This is a genomic window from Winogradskyella sp. SYSU M77433 (assembly GCF_029911945.1).
Lineage (GTDB): Bacteria > Bacteroidota > Bacteroidia > Flavobacteriales > Flavobacteriaceae > Winogradskyella.
The window spans coordinates 263027-281257 of sequence record NZ_JARYTG010000006.1 but is presented as its reverse complement, the minus strand read 5'-3'; the positions used below and the strand labels follow the sequence as shown (position 1 = coordinate 281257).

General features: G+C 33.4%; 12 protein-coding genes. 10 read left to right on the top strand and 2 right to left on the bottom strand.

The features are described 5' to 3' along the window. The first annotated feature begins 95 nt into the window (after positions 1–95). A complete protein-coding gene (locus QGM60_RS13795) occupies positions 96–3509 on the top strand; it encodes a gliding motility-associated C-terminal domain-containing protein (RefSeq protein ID WP_281140830.1) in 3414 nt (1137 codons plus the stop codon). Positions 3510–3517: 8 nt separating this feature from the next. Here QGM60_RS13795 and QGM60_RS13790 read toward each other — a convergent pair whose 3' ends face one another. Then, the gene (locus QGM60_RS13790; RefSeq protein WP_281140829.1) at positions 3518–4264 is read right to left on the bottom strand and encodes a hypothetical protein; all 747 of its coding nucleotides are present in this window, start codon (positions 4262–4264) and stop codon (positions 3518–3520) included. 172 nt (positions 4265–4436) lie between these two features. Between QGM60_RS13790 and QGM60_RS13785 the strand changes: the two genes are divergently transcribed. The 9 genes from QGM60_RS13785 to QGM60_RS13745 all read left to right on the top strand — a co-directional run bounded on the left by QGM60_RS13785 (position 4437) and on the right by QGM60_RS13745 (position 17211). Further along, positions 4437–5090: a thymidine kinase gene (locus QGM60_RS13785; protein ID WP_281140828.1), complete on the top strand. Its 654-nt coding sequence runs from the start codon at positions 4437–4439 to the stop codon at positions 5088–5090. Continuing rightward, positions 5077–6186: an alanine racemase gene (gene alr / locus QGM60_RS13780; protein ID WP_281140827.1), complete on the top strand. Its 1110-nt coding sequence runs from the start codon at positions 5077–5079 to the stop codon at positions 6184–6186. The genes QGM60_RS13785 and alr overlap by 14 nt, the downstream gene beginning before the upstream one ends. 71 nt (positions 6187–6257) lie before the next feature. Then, the gene (mscL, locus tag QGM60_RS13775; protein WP_281140826.1) at positions 6258–6659 is read left to right on the top strand and encodes a large-conductance mechanosensitive channel protein MscL; all 402 of its coding nucleotides are present in this window, start codon (positions 6258–6260) and stop codon (positions 6657–6659) included. A 183-nt stretch (positions 6660–6842) separates the two neighbouring features. Continuing rightward, positions 6843–7832 (top strand): aspartate-semialdehyde dehydrogenase, encoded by a 990-nt coding sequence (locus tag QGM60_RS13770; RefSeq protein WP_281140825.1) that lies wholly within the window; start codon positions 6843–6845, stop codon positions 7830–7832. A gap of 198 nt (positions 7833–8030) precedes the next feature. Beyond that, on the top strand, positions 8031–10199 hold the full coding sequence (locus QGM60_RS13765) for a prolyl oligopeptidase family serine peptidase (protein ID WP_281140824.1): 2169 nt from the start codon (positions 8031–8033) through the stop codon (positions 10197–10199). Positions 10200–10232: 33 nt separating this feature from the next. Then, on the top strand, positions 10233–12302 hold the full coding sequence (locus QGM60_RS13760; RefSeq protein ID WP_281140823.1) for an HAD family hydrolase: 2070 nt from the start codon (positions 10233–10235) through the stop codon (positions 12300–12302). Positions 12303–12409: 107 nt separating this feature from the next. Beyond that, positions 12410–13762 (top strand): Ig-like domain-containing protein, encoded by a 1353-nt coding sequence (locus tag QGM60_RS13755; protein ID WP_281140822.1) that lies wholly within the window; start codon positions 12410–12412, stop codon positions 13760–13762. Between the two features lie 13 nt (positions 13763–13775). Further along, entirely contained in the window at positions 13776–16229 is a 2454-nt protein-coding gene (locus QGM60_RS13750) for an FG-GAP-like repeat-containing protein (protein WP_281140821.1), read from the top strand. A 70-nt stretch (positions 16230–16299) separates the two neighbouring features. Beyond that, positions 16300–17211 (top strand): ABC transporter ATP-binding protein, encoded by a 912-nt coding sequence (locus tag QGM60_RS13745; RefSeq protein WP_281140820.1) that lies wholly within the window; start codon positions 16300–16302, stop codon positions 17209–17211. On the opposite strand, the gene QGM60_RS13740 is transcribed toward QGM60_RS13745, so the two are convergent. Next, a complete protein-coding gene (locus tag QGM60_RS13740) occupies positions 17190–18200 on the bottom strand; it encodes a WYL domain-containing protein (protein ID WP_281140819.1) in 1011 nt (336 codons plus the stop codon). The two genes, QGM60_RS13745 and QGM60_RS13740, sit on opposite strands and share 22 nt — an antisense overlap. Between the last annotated feature and the right edge of the window lie 31 nt (positions 18201–18231).

Genomic DNA, 18231 nt, shown 5'->3' with positions numbered 1-18231 from the left:
ATAAAATAAATTCGATGGTTATAGTAGGAAAATTACTAACTTACCTGTTATATTAACGAGTTATTATTTTCTCTTTAAACTAGTTAAATCTATTTATGATTTCAAAACTTTTCCGCTTTCTTCTAATTTTTTTAATATGTTCTCAAGCATACAGCCAAACCACAGACTTATCTATTAATATTGAAGCCCAAGACCTAAGTGGTGCAGCTATATCTCAAATAAATATTTATCAAAATTTTCAGTATTTAGTCACCGTTTCAAACTCTGGAAACGCAGTTAATGACGCTAGTATCTCGGTAAGTTTTGATGCCGATTTAGATATAACTTCAACTAGTTCACAAAATAATACAGGAGGTGCATCAGACTTCTCAAACATAGGCATAAACTCAAATATACTAACAGCAACAATTGCCTCTATGCCCAATAATGGTAGCGTTGAGCTTTTAGTTGAGGTAATAGCACCAACTAATTTGGGTGGTATTGCTGCTAATGGAATTGTTAGTACTCCTGATGGCACAACAGACACAAATACAGACAACAACCAATCTATAATTTCTATAGATGTTTTAGATGTTGTTATTGATATTTCCGTGACCCATAGTCAAACTCAACCTACACCAGGAACATCAATTGATAACTGGGGAGATGAAGTTACTTATCAGTTTACCATAACAAATAATAGTACCATTGATTTTCCTGTAGGAATTACACAAGGCAAACTAATGCTATCTTCATCGCCCGATAATGGTATGCCATTTGCTAGTTTTATATCTTTGGAATGTATTGGAAGTACAAACGGTACATTATGTCCTGAACTATCTAGCTTAAACACTTCTTTTGCCACTGTATCTGGCTCAACCACTGATACTGCATCAAATATTTTCTCAATACTCAGTTCTTTTATGATAACCTCTGGAGGTAGTGTTTCTTTTGAGGTGGTATATCAATATTCAAATTATTCATGTGCGGAAAACCCCTCACCTATGAGTGTTAATAGTTTTATTGAAATTAATTTAAACCATAATAATGTTTCTTCAAACACCTCAAATTTAGTAGAAACTAACTTATTAAACCCAGAACAGTGTCCATTAACAGATGCCTGTATTGAAACTACAATTATTGACCCAGTTGATACAGTGAATATAGAATATGGTGAGCAAGTTACTTTTGAAACTACAGTTTGTAACAACGGACCTTCTGAAGTTCCTATGATGTTTTTCCTTCAAAACCTTTCTGCTAATGTAGACTGGGATATTATCTCAATAAATTGTTTGGGAACTACAGGACCAGTAGATTGTAACGACTTCTTCATATCAGATAATGGTCAACTATGGGTTACTAATGAGTTTACTCTTCAACCTAATACAACGATAACTATAGAAACTATTGTTGTATTTGTTGAGCCACCATGTAATCATTTGCCACATTTGGTTGATGCTTCAATAAAAAGTCAAATCGTAATTCTTCCAACTCAAGCCGTTGATATTAACCTTGATAATAATTATTTCTTTAATGATTTAGTATTACCTGCTGAAGAACCTTGCGACATTGATGATCAAGATCTTCAAGTCACAAAAACTCAAATAAGCCCACAACTACCAATTGGCGGATCTACCTCAAATACAACTGAATGGGGTGAAATTACCTATGAGATTACCGTAACTAATTCTGGTGAAACAGACGAATTAATACAAGTTTTAGACCACATGCCTGTACCATCTAGTAGTGATGTTTCCATTTCTGGAACTCTTATTAACGTTGAGTGCACTGGAACTACAGGAACAGCTTCTTGTTTTGATATTCAAAATGCCAATATTGGTGTAACTCACGATGGAATAACTGAAGATGGTAGTTTTGATGCCTTTTGGGAAATATTACCTGAGGACAATTGGGTACTTGCGGCTAATAGTTCTGTTACATTTACTGTAACTGTTAATTGGGAACCGCAATGTTCCTTCCAGCCAATTATAGGAACTAATATTGTTCGTGTTAATTATGTAAACGACAATATTGTAGATGCGTCTCAAGGAAATAATATTGCTTCAGTTAACACTTTTTTTGCACCTTGTGTAGATCTCGTGGTTCAAACTTATCCTGAATTTAGTATCGTGAACACAAATGATTCTTTCAACTGGATTGTAGATGTTACTAATAGTGTTACTAGCTCTGATGCCGTTGATGTACTTTTTGAAGATACATTAAATTCTGTTTTTACAATTACTGGCACACCAACATGTACCGTTACTTCAGGAAATGCTACTTGCTCATCAAGCTTTAGTGTTTCTGGAAATTTTATTTCAGGAATAATCCCAATTATGGAAGCTGGCTCTACAGTTACTATAAATATACCTGTTAGTGCCCCAAATTTTGGAGGTGCTTTCAATAATATTGCTGAAGCTATACCTAGTCCTGCAAATAATGAAGAACTTACACCTGAGACAAATATCTCTATTAACAGTGTTCAGGTTATTGGTCCTCGATTAGAGAAATCTTTTACCCCTGAGACAATTATTGAAGGTAGTGAGAGTGAATTAACATTTACTATTTACAATACAAATTCCAACCCTGCACAAAATAATGTTTCATTTACTGACAACTTACCTTTAGGAGTTATACTTTCTGGTTCACCTGACTGGATTTTATCTAATGGATGTACCGCAGATTTTATTGGAGGCATTGGAGACGACTTTGTTGGAGTTGAAAATCTTATATTTCCGGTTGGTGTAGAAAGTTGTACGTTCTCGGTAATGGTAACCTCTGACCAAATCGGGACATATTTAAACAACTCTCAGAATTTCTCTAATCAGAACAATATAGATACTACCCAAACCAGTGCTACATTAAATGTTATTGAAGATACTTCTAATGTCGATATTGGAATTTCGAAAACCGTAGAACCAGAAATGGTTTCTTTTGGTGAAGAGGTTAACTTTACAATAACTGCAACTAATTGGGGAACAACTGCTGCAACATTAATAGAAATCATTGATATGCTTCCTCAAGGTTATGAATTTGTTTCTGCAGATGTAAGTTTTGGGACATTTGATAACCTTAGTTACACATGGCATATTCCTTATCTAAATGCTAATAGTAGTGAAACATTAACATTAACAGCTGTAGTTATTTCTTCTTCAAACCTTACGAATGTTGCTATTTTAAATAGTATTAATGAGCCAGACAGAAACGACCTTAATGATGAAGATTCTGCATCAGTAGATATTTCAAATTGTTTAATTATACCTCAAGGGGTTTCTCCTAATATTGATGGTGATAATGATGTATTAGTAATTCCTTGTATTGAAGATTATCCAGACAATGTCCTTAAGATATACAACCGATACGGAGTTCAGATCTATGAAGCATCTGGTTATATAAATACTTGGGATGGTACCGCTAATATGGGTGTTCTTAAAACCTCTAAAATATTACCTGTAGGAACTTATTTCTACGTCTTAGAAATAGATGGTTTTGCAGAGCCAAAAGTCGGTTATGTGTACTTGAATTATTGAAAGTAAGTTTAATTAAATTTACTTTCAATAATTTCTATAAAACGCTCTTCGTACTCCTCTTTGCCATCCCAGTTATTATAATCTGGTTTTACCATTTCTAAGATCAACGTACGAGCCTCACCTAATGTATGTGTAGTATTAATTTGAGAAATTACACGGTCATAGTCTTCATTTTTGCCTTCAAACAAATGCTTAATAAAAGCAAGTTTGTCATTTAGACCTATTTGTAAGCTTTGACCTTTTAGTCTATCATTTAGTGATTTTTGCTTGTTTTCCTCTTCTCGTTTTTTGGCATCAGTCAAAGGCTCAAATTCTGGCATATTTGCAAAGTCTGAAGTGATGCTTTCAAACTCTATGGTATGACTTTCTTCTATTGGTTTTATATTTTCTAAAACCTCATCAACCTCCTCTACATGCTCTGGCATATGGGCAACCATATTTTTTATTTTGTCCATAACTGGTTCCATAATACCATCGTCTTCAACTTCATCTAGATTAATATAGGTTCTGTTTTCAACTTCAATATTGTCACTAATCTTGTTGTTAAAAGCAGTATCAAGCATATCAAAGAATGAAGAGTCATTACCTATGGTTGGTTTATCATCTTCAAAATTCTCGTGCGCAAATTTTAAAACGGTAAGTTTTTCGTATAGCTTAGAAACCTCTTCGTGCATTCTATCTACATCCTCTCTTCCTTTGAGTTTTAGAATCCTGTGCGCTATACTAACTAATTCTGATTCTAATTTCTTCTTCATGTGGTATTATTTTTTGATTAGTAAGTTCACATGAAACATCTTTAAAGCTATTCCTATTGCTGTGTAAAAATAAATAGCAGATGTTTCGTCCTAATTACTTTTGATTTTTAATATTTTTGATTGACCTTTATACAAACGAATATTCACTACGTTTTAGTGCTAAAATTACAAAATGTTTCTCGAAAATACGGTAAATCATAAAGAACAATTTGGCTGGATTGAGGTGATTTGTGGATCGATGTTCTCTGGTAAGACCGAAGAGCTCATTCGCAGATTAAAGCGCGCCAAATTTGCAAGACAAAAAGTTGAAATTTTTAAGCCTGCTGTAGATGTGCGCTACGATGACGAAATGGTTGTGTCTCATGATGCTAACGAAATACGTTCTACACCTGTGCCAGCAGCAGCCAACATACCTATTTTAGCCGATGGTTGTGATGTTATTGGTATTGATGAAGCTCAGTTTTTTGATGATGAAATTGTTAGAGTTTGTAATGATTTGGCCAACAAAGGTATTCGTGTTATTGTAGCTGGCTTAGATATGGATTTTAAAGGTAACCCTTTTGGTCCAATGCCTTACCTTATGGCAACGGCAGAGTATGTTACCAAAGTACACGCCATCTGTACTAAAACAGGTAATTTGGCACAATACAGCTATAGAAAATCTAAAAGTGACGATCTAGTTCTACTCGGTGAAGTTGAAGAATACGAACCTTTGAGTAGAGCTGCGTTTTATAAAAGTATGTTGAGAGACAAAGTAAGACAGATGAAAGTTAACGACCCTGAAGAAATCAACTCTAAAGACAAAAATTCTAATGCCGAAAGTTAGAGAAACTGTTCTTGAAATTGATTTACGAGCACTAACTCATAACTTCAATTACTTAAAATCGAAATTACAACCAGGAATCAAGTTTCTAGCTGTTGTAAAAGCTTTTGCTTACGGAAGTGACTCTGTTGAAATAGCCAAACATCTCCAAAAAATGGATGTAGATTATTTTGCCGTAGCCTATACTAAAGAAGGTGTTGTTTTAAGGGATGCTGGAATTACCAAACCTATTTTGGTGTTGCATCCTCAGCCCATAAACTTTAAAACTATAATAGAGCGATGTTTAGAACCTAGTTTATATAGCGCCAAAGTTTTAAATGAGTTTGTTGCTGTAACAGAAGAAAATGCTCAAACCGATTATCCTGTACATATAAAATTCAATACAGGTTTAAATCGCTTAGGATTTTGGGAAAGCGATGTAGATTTTATTGTTCCAAGATTAAAAGAAACTTCTGCGGTAAAGGTAAAATCCATTTTTTCACACTTAGCAGCCAGCGAAGATCTTAAAGAAGCCGATTTTACCAATCAACAAATACAAAGGTTCAACTCAATAATCGATAATTTTAAAACCCAAATAGGTTATAAACCTTGGGTTCATATGTGTAACACATCGGGTATAATCAATTATAAAAATGCCCATTTTGATATGGTAAGAAGCGGTATTGGGCTATACGGATTTGGAAATTCAGTAAAAGAAGACCAAAACCTAAAACCTATAGCGAGTTTAAAATCCGTGATTTCTCAAATTCATAACATAGAAAAAGGAGAATCTGTTGGCTATAATAGGGCTTATATCTCTAATGGATTTGAAAAAACTGCTACAATACCGATTGGTCATGCAGATGGTATTACAAGAGTTTATGGTAAGAAAAAAGGATTTGTTTATATCAATAATCAAAAAGCCTACATTATTGGTAACGTTTGTATGGACATGATTATGGTAAACGTCACTGACATTGATTGTAAAGAAGGTGATGAAGTTGTAATATTTGATGGCACACACAGAGCTAATGAAATCGCAGAATCTGCTGGTACTATTTCTTATGAAATTTTAACTGCTATATCTCAGCGTGTAAAACGTGAATTTATATATGAATAACTTTTTCTGTGCTTTGTGACTTTTTTATTTAACTTAGTGTCTCATTAACACTAACTATTAAACACTAAATTATGTTAAAAGAATTCAAGGAATTTGCAATGAAGGGCAACCTTGTAGACATTGCTGTAGGTTTTGTAATGGGTGCTGCTTTTAAAGAAGTGGTTTCTTCATTTACAGGCGGTATTGTTTCGCCATTAATCGGATTAATATTTAATTCTGACTTTAAAGACTTAAGACTTAAATTAGAAGATGGTACTATGAATGACGCTGGAGAAATGGTAGGAGAAGTATGGTTAGAATATGGTACATTTTTAACCAACGTTATTGATTTTATAATTGTAGCATTTGTAATGTTTATGGTTGTAAAAGGTGTTAACAAAATGAAGAAGAAAGAAGAGCCTGCTCCAGAAGCACCAAAAGGACCTTCTGAAATTGATTTACTTATCGAAATTAGAGACTCTCTAAAAAAATAAACACGTATAGCGACACCGCTACACTACATATTTTTAACCAAACCTAGATGAAAGTCTAGGTTTTTCTTTTCAATAGTTAAATAAATAACATTTTGTTATTTGTTGTTAAAAGACCTAAATTATTTAAAACTAAGGTCTTTTTTTTATGTAATTTTGACTTAGAATTTAACTTAAATCACAAAAATGAAAGTAGCAGTTGTAGGCGCAACAGGTTTAGTAGGAAATGTAATGCTTAAAGTATTAGAAGAGCGCAATTTCCCAATTGATGAATTATTATTAGTAGCTTCAGAACGTTCCGTAGGAAAAAAAATGTCTTACAAAGGTAACGATGTCGAAGTTATTAGCATTCCAACTGCTATTGAAAAGCGTCCAGATATAGCTCTATTTTCGGCTGGTGGTAGCACATCTTTAGAATGGGCTCCAAAATTTGCCGAAGTAGGTACAACAGTTATTGATAATTCTTCAGCTTGGAGAATGGATCTTTCAAAAAAACTGGTAGTTCCAGAAATTAATGCCAATCAGCTTACTAAAGAAGATAAAATTATCGCTAATCCTAACTGCTCAACCATACAAATGGTTATGGCTTTAGCTCCACTTCATAAAAAATATAAAATAAAACGTATTGTGGTTTCAACCTATCAATCGGTTTCTGGTACTGGTGTAAAAGCTGTAGAACAAATGGAAAATGAAATCTTAGGTAAAGAAGGTGATATGGCTTACCACTATCCTATTCATAAAAATGCCATTCCACATTGTGATGTTTTTGAAGAAAATGGCTATACCAAAGAAGAAATGAAATTGGTTAGAGAAACTCAAAAAATTCTGAGCGATAATACTATAGCTGTTACTGCGACTGCGGTTAGAATACCTACTGCGGGCGGCCATAGTGAAGCGGTGAATGTTGAGTTTGAAAATGATTTCGACCTAGCAGAAGTTAGAAGATTGCTTGAGGAAACTGATGGTGTAACCGTTCAAGATAATTTAGAAACAAACACTTACCCTATGCCAATGTATGCTAACGGTAAGGATGATGTTTTTGTTGGCCGTATACGTCGAGATGGTTCACAACCAAATTCACTTAATTTGTGGGTGGTTAGTGATAACCTTAGAAAAGGAGCCGCAACCAATACTGTTCAAATAGCAGAATACTTAGTTAAGAATTCTTTAGTTTAAAAATTACATAAGCGCTGTATTTTCTCTCAAAACAGCCTTAATTTTATGTATTTCAACTAATTATTTCACCACCTAGTTGTTTTGTATATATATTCGGAATCTCGATAATGCTTAATGTTTAAGGGTTGTTGATGATAATCGATATAGATTAATACTTATCTTTGAGATTAACGATGTTATATTTCAAAATGACTAATTATGAAAAAACTTATTCTATTTGCTACATTACTAAGTATTTTTATTTCATGTAAAAACGAAACTGAAAAAGTGAAGCAAATTATATCTGTAGATTATCCTGAAACAAAAAAAGTAGATACTGTAAATACCTATTTTGGTGAAACTGTAAAAGACCCTTACCGTTGGTTAGAAGATGACCGAAGTGCGGATACCGAAGCTTGGGTAAAAGCCGAAAATGAAGTTACTTTTGGTTATTTAGACCATATCCCTTACAGAAAAGAATTAAAAGATCGCCTCACGTCACTTTGGAACTATGAAAAAATAGGTTCTCCATTTAAGGAAGGTGACTATACTTATTACTATAAAAATGACGGATTGCAAAATCAATACGTTATCTATAGATACAAAACTGGTGAAGACCCTAGTACAGCAGAAGTTTTCTTAGATCCAAATACATTTAAAGAAGATGGTACTATTTCTCTAGGTGGGACTAGTTTTTCTAAAGATGGTAAAACCTTAGCGTATTCAATATCTGAAGGTGGAAGTGATTGGAGAAAAATCTTGATAATGGATACCGAAACCAAAGCGATAATTGAAGATACTTTGGTAGATATAAAATTCAGTGGTATGTCGTGGTACAAAAACGAAGGGTTTTACTACTCAAGCTATGATAAACCTGAAGGAAGTGAACTTTCTGCAAAAACAGATCAACATAAAGTATATTATCACAAATTAGGTACAAAACAATCTGAAGATCAACTTATCTACGGAGGAATACCAGAAGAAAAGCATCGCTATATCTATGGTGGTGTTACAGAAGATGATCGCTACTTAGTTATTACTCCTAGAATTTCAACTTCTGGCAATAAACTATATATTAAAGATTTAACCAAAGACAATGCTCCTTTCATTGAAATTTTAGGTCATACGGATTCAGATTCCAATATCATAGAGAATGTAGGTTCTAAACTCTACATCATGACTAATTTTAATGCTCCTAATCAAAAGATTGTTACAGTTGACGCTTCAAACCCAAAACCTGAAAACTGGGTGGATTTTATTCCAGAAACTGAAAACGTATTGAGTCCATCTACAGGTGGTGGATATTTCTTTGCTGAATATATGGTAGATGCTGTTTCAAAAGTTTTACAATACGATTACGAAGGCAAATTAGTTAGAGAAGTAGAATTACCAGGTGTTGGTAGTGCTGGTGGTTTTGGAGCTAAAAAGGAAGAAAATGAGCTTTACTATTCATTTACCAACTATGTAACTCCAGGAAGTATTTATAAATATGATATAGAAAACGGAACTTCCGAATTGTACCGTAAACCTAGTATAGATTTCAATCCTTCCAACTACGAGAGTAAACAAATATTCTACACCTCTAAAGATGGGACTAAAGTTCCGATGATTATTACTCATAAAAAAGGTATAGAATTGAATGGAAAAAATCCAACTATTTTATACGGTTACGGAGGTTTTAATGTGTCTTTAACACCTAGCTTTAGCATTGCAAATGCTGTTTGGATGGAACAAGGTGGTGTTTATGCTGTTCCTAACTTACGTGGAGGTGGGGAATATGGAAAAGCATGGCACGATGCTGGAACACAACAAAAAAAGCAAAATGTGTTTGATGACTTCATTGCTGCAGCAGAATATCTTATAGATAATAAATATACCTCATCAGATTATTTGGCCATAAGAGGTGGCTCAAACGGAGGTCTTTTAGTTGGAGCTACAATGACTCAGCGTCCAGATTTAATGAAAGTGGCATTACCTGCTGTTGGAGTTTTAGACATGTTGCGTTACCATACATTTACTGCTGGTGCAGGTTGGGCTTATGATTATGGTACTGCTGAAGACAGTAAAGAAATGTTTGAATATCTTAAAGGCTATTCACCTGTACACAACGTGAAAGAAGGTGTAGAATATCCTGCAACGTTAGTCACAACAGGAGATCATGATGATCGTGTTGTGCCTGCTCATAGTTTTAAGTTTGCTGCTGAGTTACAAGAAAAACAAGCAGGAGATAACCCTGTGTTGATACGAATTGAAACAGATGCTGGACACGGAGCTGGAACTCCTGTAAGTAAAACTATTGAACAATATGCAGATATATTTGGTTTTACATTATACAATATGGATTTTGATGTGTTACCAAATAGAACAAAAGAAAAAGTGAAAGGATAACCCTCAAATTAGCTATTAACCAAATTATCTTATTTGTCACTTAACCAATTACATAGACAACTCAAGGAAAAGAATATAAAATTTCTTTTTACGGATTATTACGATACTATTGTACACAGGCATGTACACCCAAATTATGTACAAAGAATTTGGGCAAAGCTTATGATTAGAGAGCTTGGTCTCTCCATATCTATAGATGAACTTTATTTTATTCGTCAAGAATCCACAAGATATCTAATAAAAAAGCTAAAAAAAGAGGATGTAGAAATTCCTTATAAAACACTTCAGAACGAAATAAGCAAACGCTTAATTAATGAAGAAATAATAACATTAGATGAAAAGGATGATTTCATCAATCTTTTTGAAAGTGTAGATGTAAGGGCAGAATCAAGTGTTCAATATCTAAACGAAGCTGTTGTTAATACATTAAAATATTTTAAATCTAACGGAGGAAAAATATATTTAATTTCAGATTTCTATGGTTCCAAAACGCTTTTCGAAAAATTATTAAAACATCATGGTATTTTTGATTTATTTGACGGTATTTATAGCTCAGCAGAATTAGAAAAAAGTAAGCATAAAGGTACTATTTACCAACCTATAATGTCAGAATTATCAATCAACCCTAATGAGGCTATAATGATTGGTGATAATGAAAGCAGTGATTACATAAACGCTAAAAAGAATGGACTTAACGCCTATAATCTGCCTCATAAAAAATATCTAAAGAGAAATAAGCGTAATAATTTTGGTAATGATAAAAAGTCATTAAAAAAAGTCTTAAATAACATCTATAAAACTTGTCACAAAAAAAGTGCTATTCCCTATACCGAATACATTATTTTTTATCATGTTTTTATTGAAAGAATTTACGAGGTAGCCCATAAAAAGAATCTAAAAAATCTTTTCTTTTTGTCTAGAGAAGGGCAATACCTCAAAAAGCTTTTTGACTCTTATCAGGATTATGCGAAAATTGATGAGGGCAAAAAAATAAAAACTCACTATTTAAAAATTTCTAGACACGCTGCACTTCAGATGTCATTAAAAGAAATTGATGAAGAACCTTTCGTATTCCTTTCTAAAAAGTATAAAAATCTATCACTAGATGATTTCTTGGTTGCTGTAAATTGTCCGGAATCCCTCAGAAAACAAATCTTTATAGAGCTTAATATTGAAGGTGACAGTATTATAGAAGGTTTTTTTGATTCTCCCGTTTTCTCAGATGTTAAGAAAAATGAGTTGTTTAAGAATTATTATGACCAACACAGAGTCGAGAGCCATAATGCATTTAAAGCCTATATTCAATCTTTTAATGCAGATATAGAAAATGAAGGAATATCACTTGTGGACATCGGTTGGGGCGGAACAATGCAAGAGGCTATTTATGAGTTTTTTAATCATGAAATACCCGTAACTGGATATTATTTAGGGCTTGGAGAGATTTATGATATTCAACCTAAAACAAAACGTTATGGCCTTATCTCGTCTGTAATGCCATATACAGACTACTCTGATGCTATACTAATGGCCAACCAGCAACTCTACGAACAATTTTCTGCTGCAGACCATGGCAGCACATTAGACTATAGCTTAGATGCTGAAAACTTTACCTTAGAATTCCATCAGCCAGAGGAAAAATGGCTTTATGAAAATCACATAAGTAGTCATCAAGATGAGATGTTCTCTTTACATAAATCATTATTAGAGCGTTTAGAACACATCTGTTATGATCAAGATATGATGCAAGAAGTTATATCAAAACTTGCACTTAGAATTGGACTATTTCAAACCAACAGAAAATTAAAGTTTCTAGAAACTTTAAGTAAAGGCTTCTATCAAAATGTAGGACACAACAAAGTGGGCATTTCTTATAAACCGCCTAAAATAAAGAACCCTATAAGGGAGCTAGTAAGCTTCTTAATGACACCTGAAAAATACTTTAGGTACTTGGTTAAAATAAAGCCTGTTCTTTACAAGAAAAATAAGCTTTTGGCCATACTTATCCCGATGTTTTTAGTGTATCTATATTTTGGATTCAACAAGTATTTGAGGTTTAAGTTTTTGAATCGCTTTTTCCTCTTGAAATACAATATATTCAAATAAAAACTCTATTTGTCTAAAAAAACAGTAGATTTAGCTTAATTTTTTAAATTTTGGTAGGACTTTTAAGAACTTAATTGTCTTATTAAAGGTTACACTTAACAACATTTATGAAAAAAAATTACCTGCTAAATTTATTGGTTTGTTGTATTCTGTTTTCTTGTGGATCAGATGACAGTAGTATTACTCCTGTTAGTATAGAAACACAACCCGATTCTGTTTCCCTATCTCAAAATTCTCAAATTGAAATTTTCATTTTTGCTAACGATTCTAACATACCTGAAGATGGGCAATTGACAATTTCTACACCTCAAAGCGGAACAGTAACTATCAACAATACCTCATCTCCCTTAAATACTCAAAGTATTATATACACTACTAATCCTAATGTCGTAGGAACTGAAGAGCTTCAATACACTGTGTGTGATAACAATAATAATTGTGAAACAGAAAGTATTTCAATTACAATTACAACACTTTCTGAAGTGACTATGTTTACTGGAGAAACACCTTTCAATACCTTATCTGAGTATAACTTTTTTGAAGGTGACCTCAAAGATTTAAGTCCAACATTTGGTGTTTTACCATACGAAACTATTACTCCTCTTTTTACAGATTACGCTCACAAAAAACGTTTTATCTGGATGCCCAACGGAGTCAAAGCCAGCTATGTTGATGACTATTCTAATTTAAATTTCCCAGTAGGAACTGTTATAATTAAAAGCTTCTTCTACGAAAACACTGCACCTAGTAATTCTACTTATATTATTGAAACACGTCTTATGTACAGAAAAACCGATGGTTGGGATTTTGCACAATACGTGTGGAATGATGAGCAAACCGAGGCATATTATTCTGAAGATGGTGGTTTTATCAATATGACTTGGACCGAAGATGGAAACACATTAAATACGAATTACCGCATCCCTTCTAGAGCTGAATGTTTCACTTGTCATCATCAAGATACTGCTGAAAAACCTATAGGTGTTAAGCCTCAAAATCTTAATAAAGATTATGCTTTTTCTGACGGTATTTCTAATCAGCTATCTAAATTAATAGAAGTTGGCTACTTAGAAAACAACTTACCTGCAGATATAGATACTGTTGTAAACTGGGACGATGATAGTAATTCTTTAGAGTCTAGAGCCCGATCTTATTTAGATATTAATTGCGCACACTGCCATACAGATGGTGGGCATTGCGATTACAGACCAATGCGATTTGCTTACCAAGACACCTATGACCCTTATAACTTAGGTGTCTGTGTTGACCCTGACACTCCTTTAATACCAAATTCAAAAATTGTTATGCCTGGTGATTCAGATAATTCTATGCTCTACTATAGAATATCTACAACATCAGAATCAGCAAGAATGCCATTACTGGGTAGAACAATTAATCATGCAGAGGGCATAAACCTTATTAGAGCATGGATAAATTCTCTAACAGACCATTGTAACTAAAAAACTAACTAAAATGAAAAAAATTACGCTTCTACTCTTTTTTGCATTTTCCTTTTTTTGGGGCAAATCTCAAGTTTTAAATCAGCCTGCGAATTGGCCAAATGATAATTGGACCTTAACAGGTACATATGATATATCTTTTTTATATAGTGACCCAACTAATTTAAGTAATACTGCAGGAACTTTCTCTTTTGATGATGATGATGCTGGTAATAATTCCGATAATGATATTGCGGCTGAATCTCCTATAATAGATTTAACGGCAGCTTATAATGCTGGTGAATTTTCAATATTTTTAAATACTAGCTATGTATTCAGAATCTATCAAACTGAAACCATTGATATAGAATATTGGGACGCAGACACATCTCAATGGTTGTCTTGGGGAAACACCTATGATAACAGCACGCCTTCGTCCCCAACTTCAAATTACTGTAATGGGCCTTATGAAACTTTGGATATTGCAGATCTTAATATTACTTCATTTACACCTAATCAATTATCTAATTTTAAATATAGAATTTATTACAAAGACAATGGGTCTTTTGGTTATGGGTTTTGTTTTACCTCTCCAGTACTGTTTTCAGGAATACCACCAGCTTGTCCCAATATTAGTGACTTATCGGTTTCAAATATAAGTTTTGACTCTGCATATATTTATTGGACTCCAGGTTCTAATGAAACATCTTGGGAAGTAATTGTTCAAGATCAAGGATCTGGTATACCTACTTCAAATGGTGAAAACACATCTGATAATGATCCTTATATAATCTCTGGACTAAACTCTAGTACAGACTACGAAATCTATGTTAGAGCAAATTGTAATGGTGGCGACCATAGCAATTGGGTAGGTCCGGTTAATTTCTCAACTCCACATGTGCCTAGAATCAATTTTATACAACAACCTATCAGTGTAAGTGGAACTTATGACTTAACGGTTGTAGATATGGATGGTGACTTTCTCGATGACATTGTAGGAGTCTCAAGCACCAATATTAATATAAGAAAACAGAATCCTGATGGATCTTTTGCTAATATAAATATTACCACGCCATATGCAGATTACTTACCAGGTTGGAGTATGGCTGCAGCAGATTTTGATGCCAACGGTAAAACAGATTTATTATATGGTGCAGGAAGTGGTGTTACATTTATGAAAGCTAGTGATGACGGAAATAGTTTTACTAAACAATCCACCACTAGCTATGTGTTTTCACAACGTTCCAATTTTGTAGACATCAACAACGATGGTAATTTAGATGCTTTTGTTTGTCATGATGTAGAGCCAAATGTATATTTTATTAACGATGGCACAGGTAATTTTAATTTTTATCAATCAGATGATGCTGGCGCACCATATTCTTTAGGTAACTATCCTTCTGGTGGTGACTATGGCTCAATTTGGATAGATTATAATAATGATAGAAATATTGACTTGTTTATTGCAAAGTGTGGTGGTGAACCTGCAAGACGAACAAATATGATGCTTACAAATAATGGTGATTATACCTATACAGAAAATGCTACTGCATTAGGCTTAAATGATCCTATGCAAACTTGGTCTTCTGCTTGGGGTGATTTTGATAATGATGGTGACATGGATGTTTTTGTTGGTGCTAGTTCTGGTTCTCACAAGCTTATGAAAAACAACGGTTTGGGTGGCAGCTATACATTTACTGATGTTACTTCTGGTGCAGGCATTTCAGCACCTACTGGTTGGGAAAGCTCAACTTACGATATTGATAATGACGGCTATTTAGACATTATAAGTAATGGATCTATTATGTATGGCAATGGAGATATGACATTTGAAGATGCTGACGATTCTCAGATAAACTATAAAAATGGGTCTTTTGGAGATCTAAATAATGATGGCTTTATAGACCTTTACTACAACGGTACAATTTATTACAATCAAGGTAATAGTAATAATTGGGTGAAAATTAACACTATTGGAATGGCTCATCAAACAGCAAATTATAGTAATAGAAATGGTATCGGTGCTAGAGTAGAAATAACCACAAATGCAGGCACTCAAATCAGAGATGTTAGAAGTGGTGAAGGTTTTGAATTTATGAGTTCGTTAACCACTCATTTTGGATTAGGTACAGAAACAACTATTAACGAAATTAAAATTTATTGGCCTTCAGGTATTGTAGATGTTATTGCTAACCCTAGCATAAATACAACTCACAACATTCAAGAAGGTGAAACACTGAGTATTGAAGACGAAGAACTTCTTGATATGTCCATCTACCCAAACCCTGTAGAAGATGAATTACAAATTCAAACCTCAGGTAATGTTATTAATAAAATTGCTACAATTTTTGATATCAACGGAAAACGTGTTCTTAATCTAAAACTAGATTCAACTAGTATTGATGTCTCTAGCTTAACAAGTGGAGTTTACTTTTTAAGACTAGAATCTGATGGAAAAATCGCAAAGCGAAAGTTTATAAAAAAATAATAATCAATCTACTTTATGAAGAAGCCGCTCAATTTACTTTGAGCGGTTTTTTTATGCTATTTTTGCACCTATGCTAAACGTACAAAACCTTACATTTTCTTATAAAAAAACACCTGTTTTAAAAGATATTTCTTTTAAAATTAAGGCAGGTGAAAACCTTTCTATTATTGGCGAAAGTGGTTCAGGAAAAAGTACGCTCTTAAATCTTATTTATGGCGAATTTGATTTAAGCGAAGGACAAATTTTTTGGAAAGACACAGAAATTTTAGGTCCTAAATATAACTTAGTTGTCGGTTACGAATTTATGAAATATGTGCATCAAGAATTCGATTTAATGCCTTACATAACTGTTGCGGAAAACATATCAAAACACCTCTCTAGATTTCAACCCGAAGAAAGCAAAAACCGCACCAACGAACTTTTAAAAGTTCTAGAACTTGAAGCCTTTGCCAACGTAAAAGTTAAAACCTTATCTGGTGGACAAAAACAACGCGTTGCTTTGGCCAGAGCACTAGCCAAACAGCCTGAAATTATTTTATTGGATGAACCGTTTAGCCACATCGATAATTTTAAAAAACAAAGTTTACGCCGCAACGTTTTTAAATATTTAAAAGACAAAAACGTTGCTTGCATAGTAGCCACACACGATAAAGAAGATGTATTAGGATTTGCCGATACTATGATTGTTCTAGAAAATAAACACATTTTAGAGCAAGGGCAACCAGAGCAGTTATACAAAAACCCAAAAACACCATTAATTGCTTCCTTTTTTAGTGAATTTAATATAATTAACGAGCAGATTGTTTATGCGCATCAATTAAAAATTGTTGAAAATTCAGATTTAGAGGCAACTGTTATCACCAGTTATTTTAAAGGTAATCACTATTTGATCGAAGCTGATTTAAATGGCAAAAAGTTATTTTTTGAACATGAAAACTCAATAGAAAAAGATCTCAAAGTTTACTTATCAATTTCGGAATAGTTCTTAACCGATTGATGTAATTTTCTCAAAATTCGGTCTCTTAGTTTTTTAGGTTTTAAAACTTCAATACTATCCCCAAAACCTAAAATGAGACGCTCTAATTCAAAATTGTGCTGAACAAGAATGTTAAAAATAGTACCATCTTCCCTAGTTTCAATAATTCGCTGTGAGGTATGAAATGGTTTAGTAATCACATAAGGAGCATTCTTTTTATCTACCCAAAATTTGATACGCAGTGGTTTAGAGTTCGATACTGTAACACCAACAACATCTTTGTAATACGTATCACCATCAACTTGCAAATCTTGGTATTCTAAACGGTTATCAATATCTATAGTCACAATTCTATCCAAAGCTAACGTGATGAATTTCCCTTTGTTTGTCGCTAATAAAAACCAACGATTATTAAACTCCTTTAATAACTGAGGATGCACTTTCATTATACTTGAACTTCTCGCAGAAAAGGATTGATAAGCCACATCAATCACCTTTTTATTTTGGATAGCTTCGTAAATGACATCTATAAATTCTAAGCCTTTTAGCTGTTCATTTTTGTCTAAATGAATGATAGCTCTATTATTCTTTTGAGACGCATATACAGAATCTTCCAAACGCTGTAAAACACCGTCCATTTCTTTAAATAATGAGAAGTCTTTAAACTGTCGGAGCACTTGTATGGCTTCGTTCATCACCTTAACATCCTTGTCTGTTACAGGTATATTTACAATACTATAGTCTGGGTCTTCATATTTGTAATACTTTCTATCATAAACCACAATTGGCGCATTGTAACCTAGTTTATCGCTTCGCATCATTTGTATATCGAGCTGAACAGTACGTTTGCTGACATCTATATCTTTTCCTTCATATTCATAAAGCGCATCCGAACAAGCCTCTATCAAATCATTAAGTGTCCATTGTTTGTAGTTGTTCTGAAGACATTTGTCTATGGTTTTATATCGGATTAATGCATTTTTATTAATGGGCATGTTTTGAAATTTTCTTTGAATTTAGAATAAA

What these genes read in the sequence shown, in the direction of transcription:
- QGM60_RS13750 (WP_281140821.1), top strand. Translation starts at nt 13,776, where the DNA reads ATGAAAAAAATTACGCTTCTACTCTTTTTTGCATTTTCCTTTTTTTGG.
- QGM60_RS13785 (WP_281140828.1), top strand. Translation starts at nt 4,437, where the DNA reads ATGTTTCTCGAAAATACGGTAAATCATAAAGAACAATTTGGCTGGATT.
- QGM60_RS13770 (WP_281140825.1), top strand. Translation starts at nt 6,843, where the DNA reads ATGAAAGTAGCAGTTGTAGGCGCAACAGGTTTAGTAGGAAATGTAATG.
- alr (WP_281140827.1), top strand. Translation starts at nt 5,077, where the DNA reads ATGCCGAAAGTTAGAGAAACTGTTCTTGAAATTGATTTACGAGCACTA.
- QGM60_RS13755 (WP_281140822.1), top strand. Translation starts at nt 12,410, where the DNA reads ATGAAAAAAAATTACCTGCTAAATTTATTGGTTTGTTGTATTCTGTTT.
- QGM60_RS13740 (WP_281140819.1), bottom strand. Translation starts at nt 18,200, where the DNA reads ATGCCCATTAATAAAAATGCATTAATCCGATATAAAACCATAGACAAA.
- QGM60_RS13745 (WP_281140820.1), top strand. Translation starts at nt 16,300, where the DNA reads ATGCTAAACGTACAAAACCTTACATTTTCTTATAAAAAAACACCTGTT.
- QGM60_RS13790 (WP_281140829.1), bottom strand. Translation starts at nt 4,264, where the DNA reads ATGAAGAAGAAATTAGAATCAGAATTAGTTAGTATAGCGCACAGGATT.
- QGM60_RS13765 (WP_281140824.1), top strand. Translation starts at nt 8,031, where the DNA reads ATGAAAAAACTTATTCTATTTGCTACATTACTAAGTATTTTTATTTCA.
- mscL (WP_281140826.1), top strand. Translation starts at nt 6,258, where the DNA reads ATGTTAAAAGAATTCAAGGAATTTGCAATGAAGGGCAACCTTGTAGAC.
- QGM60_RS13795 (WP_281140830.1), top strand. Translation starts at nt 96, where the DNA reads ATGATTTCAAAACTTTTCCGCTTTCTTCTAATTTTTTTAATATGTTCT.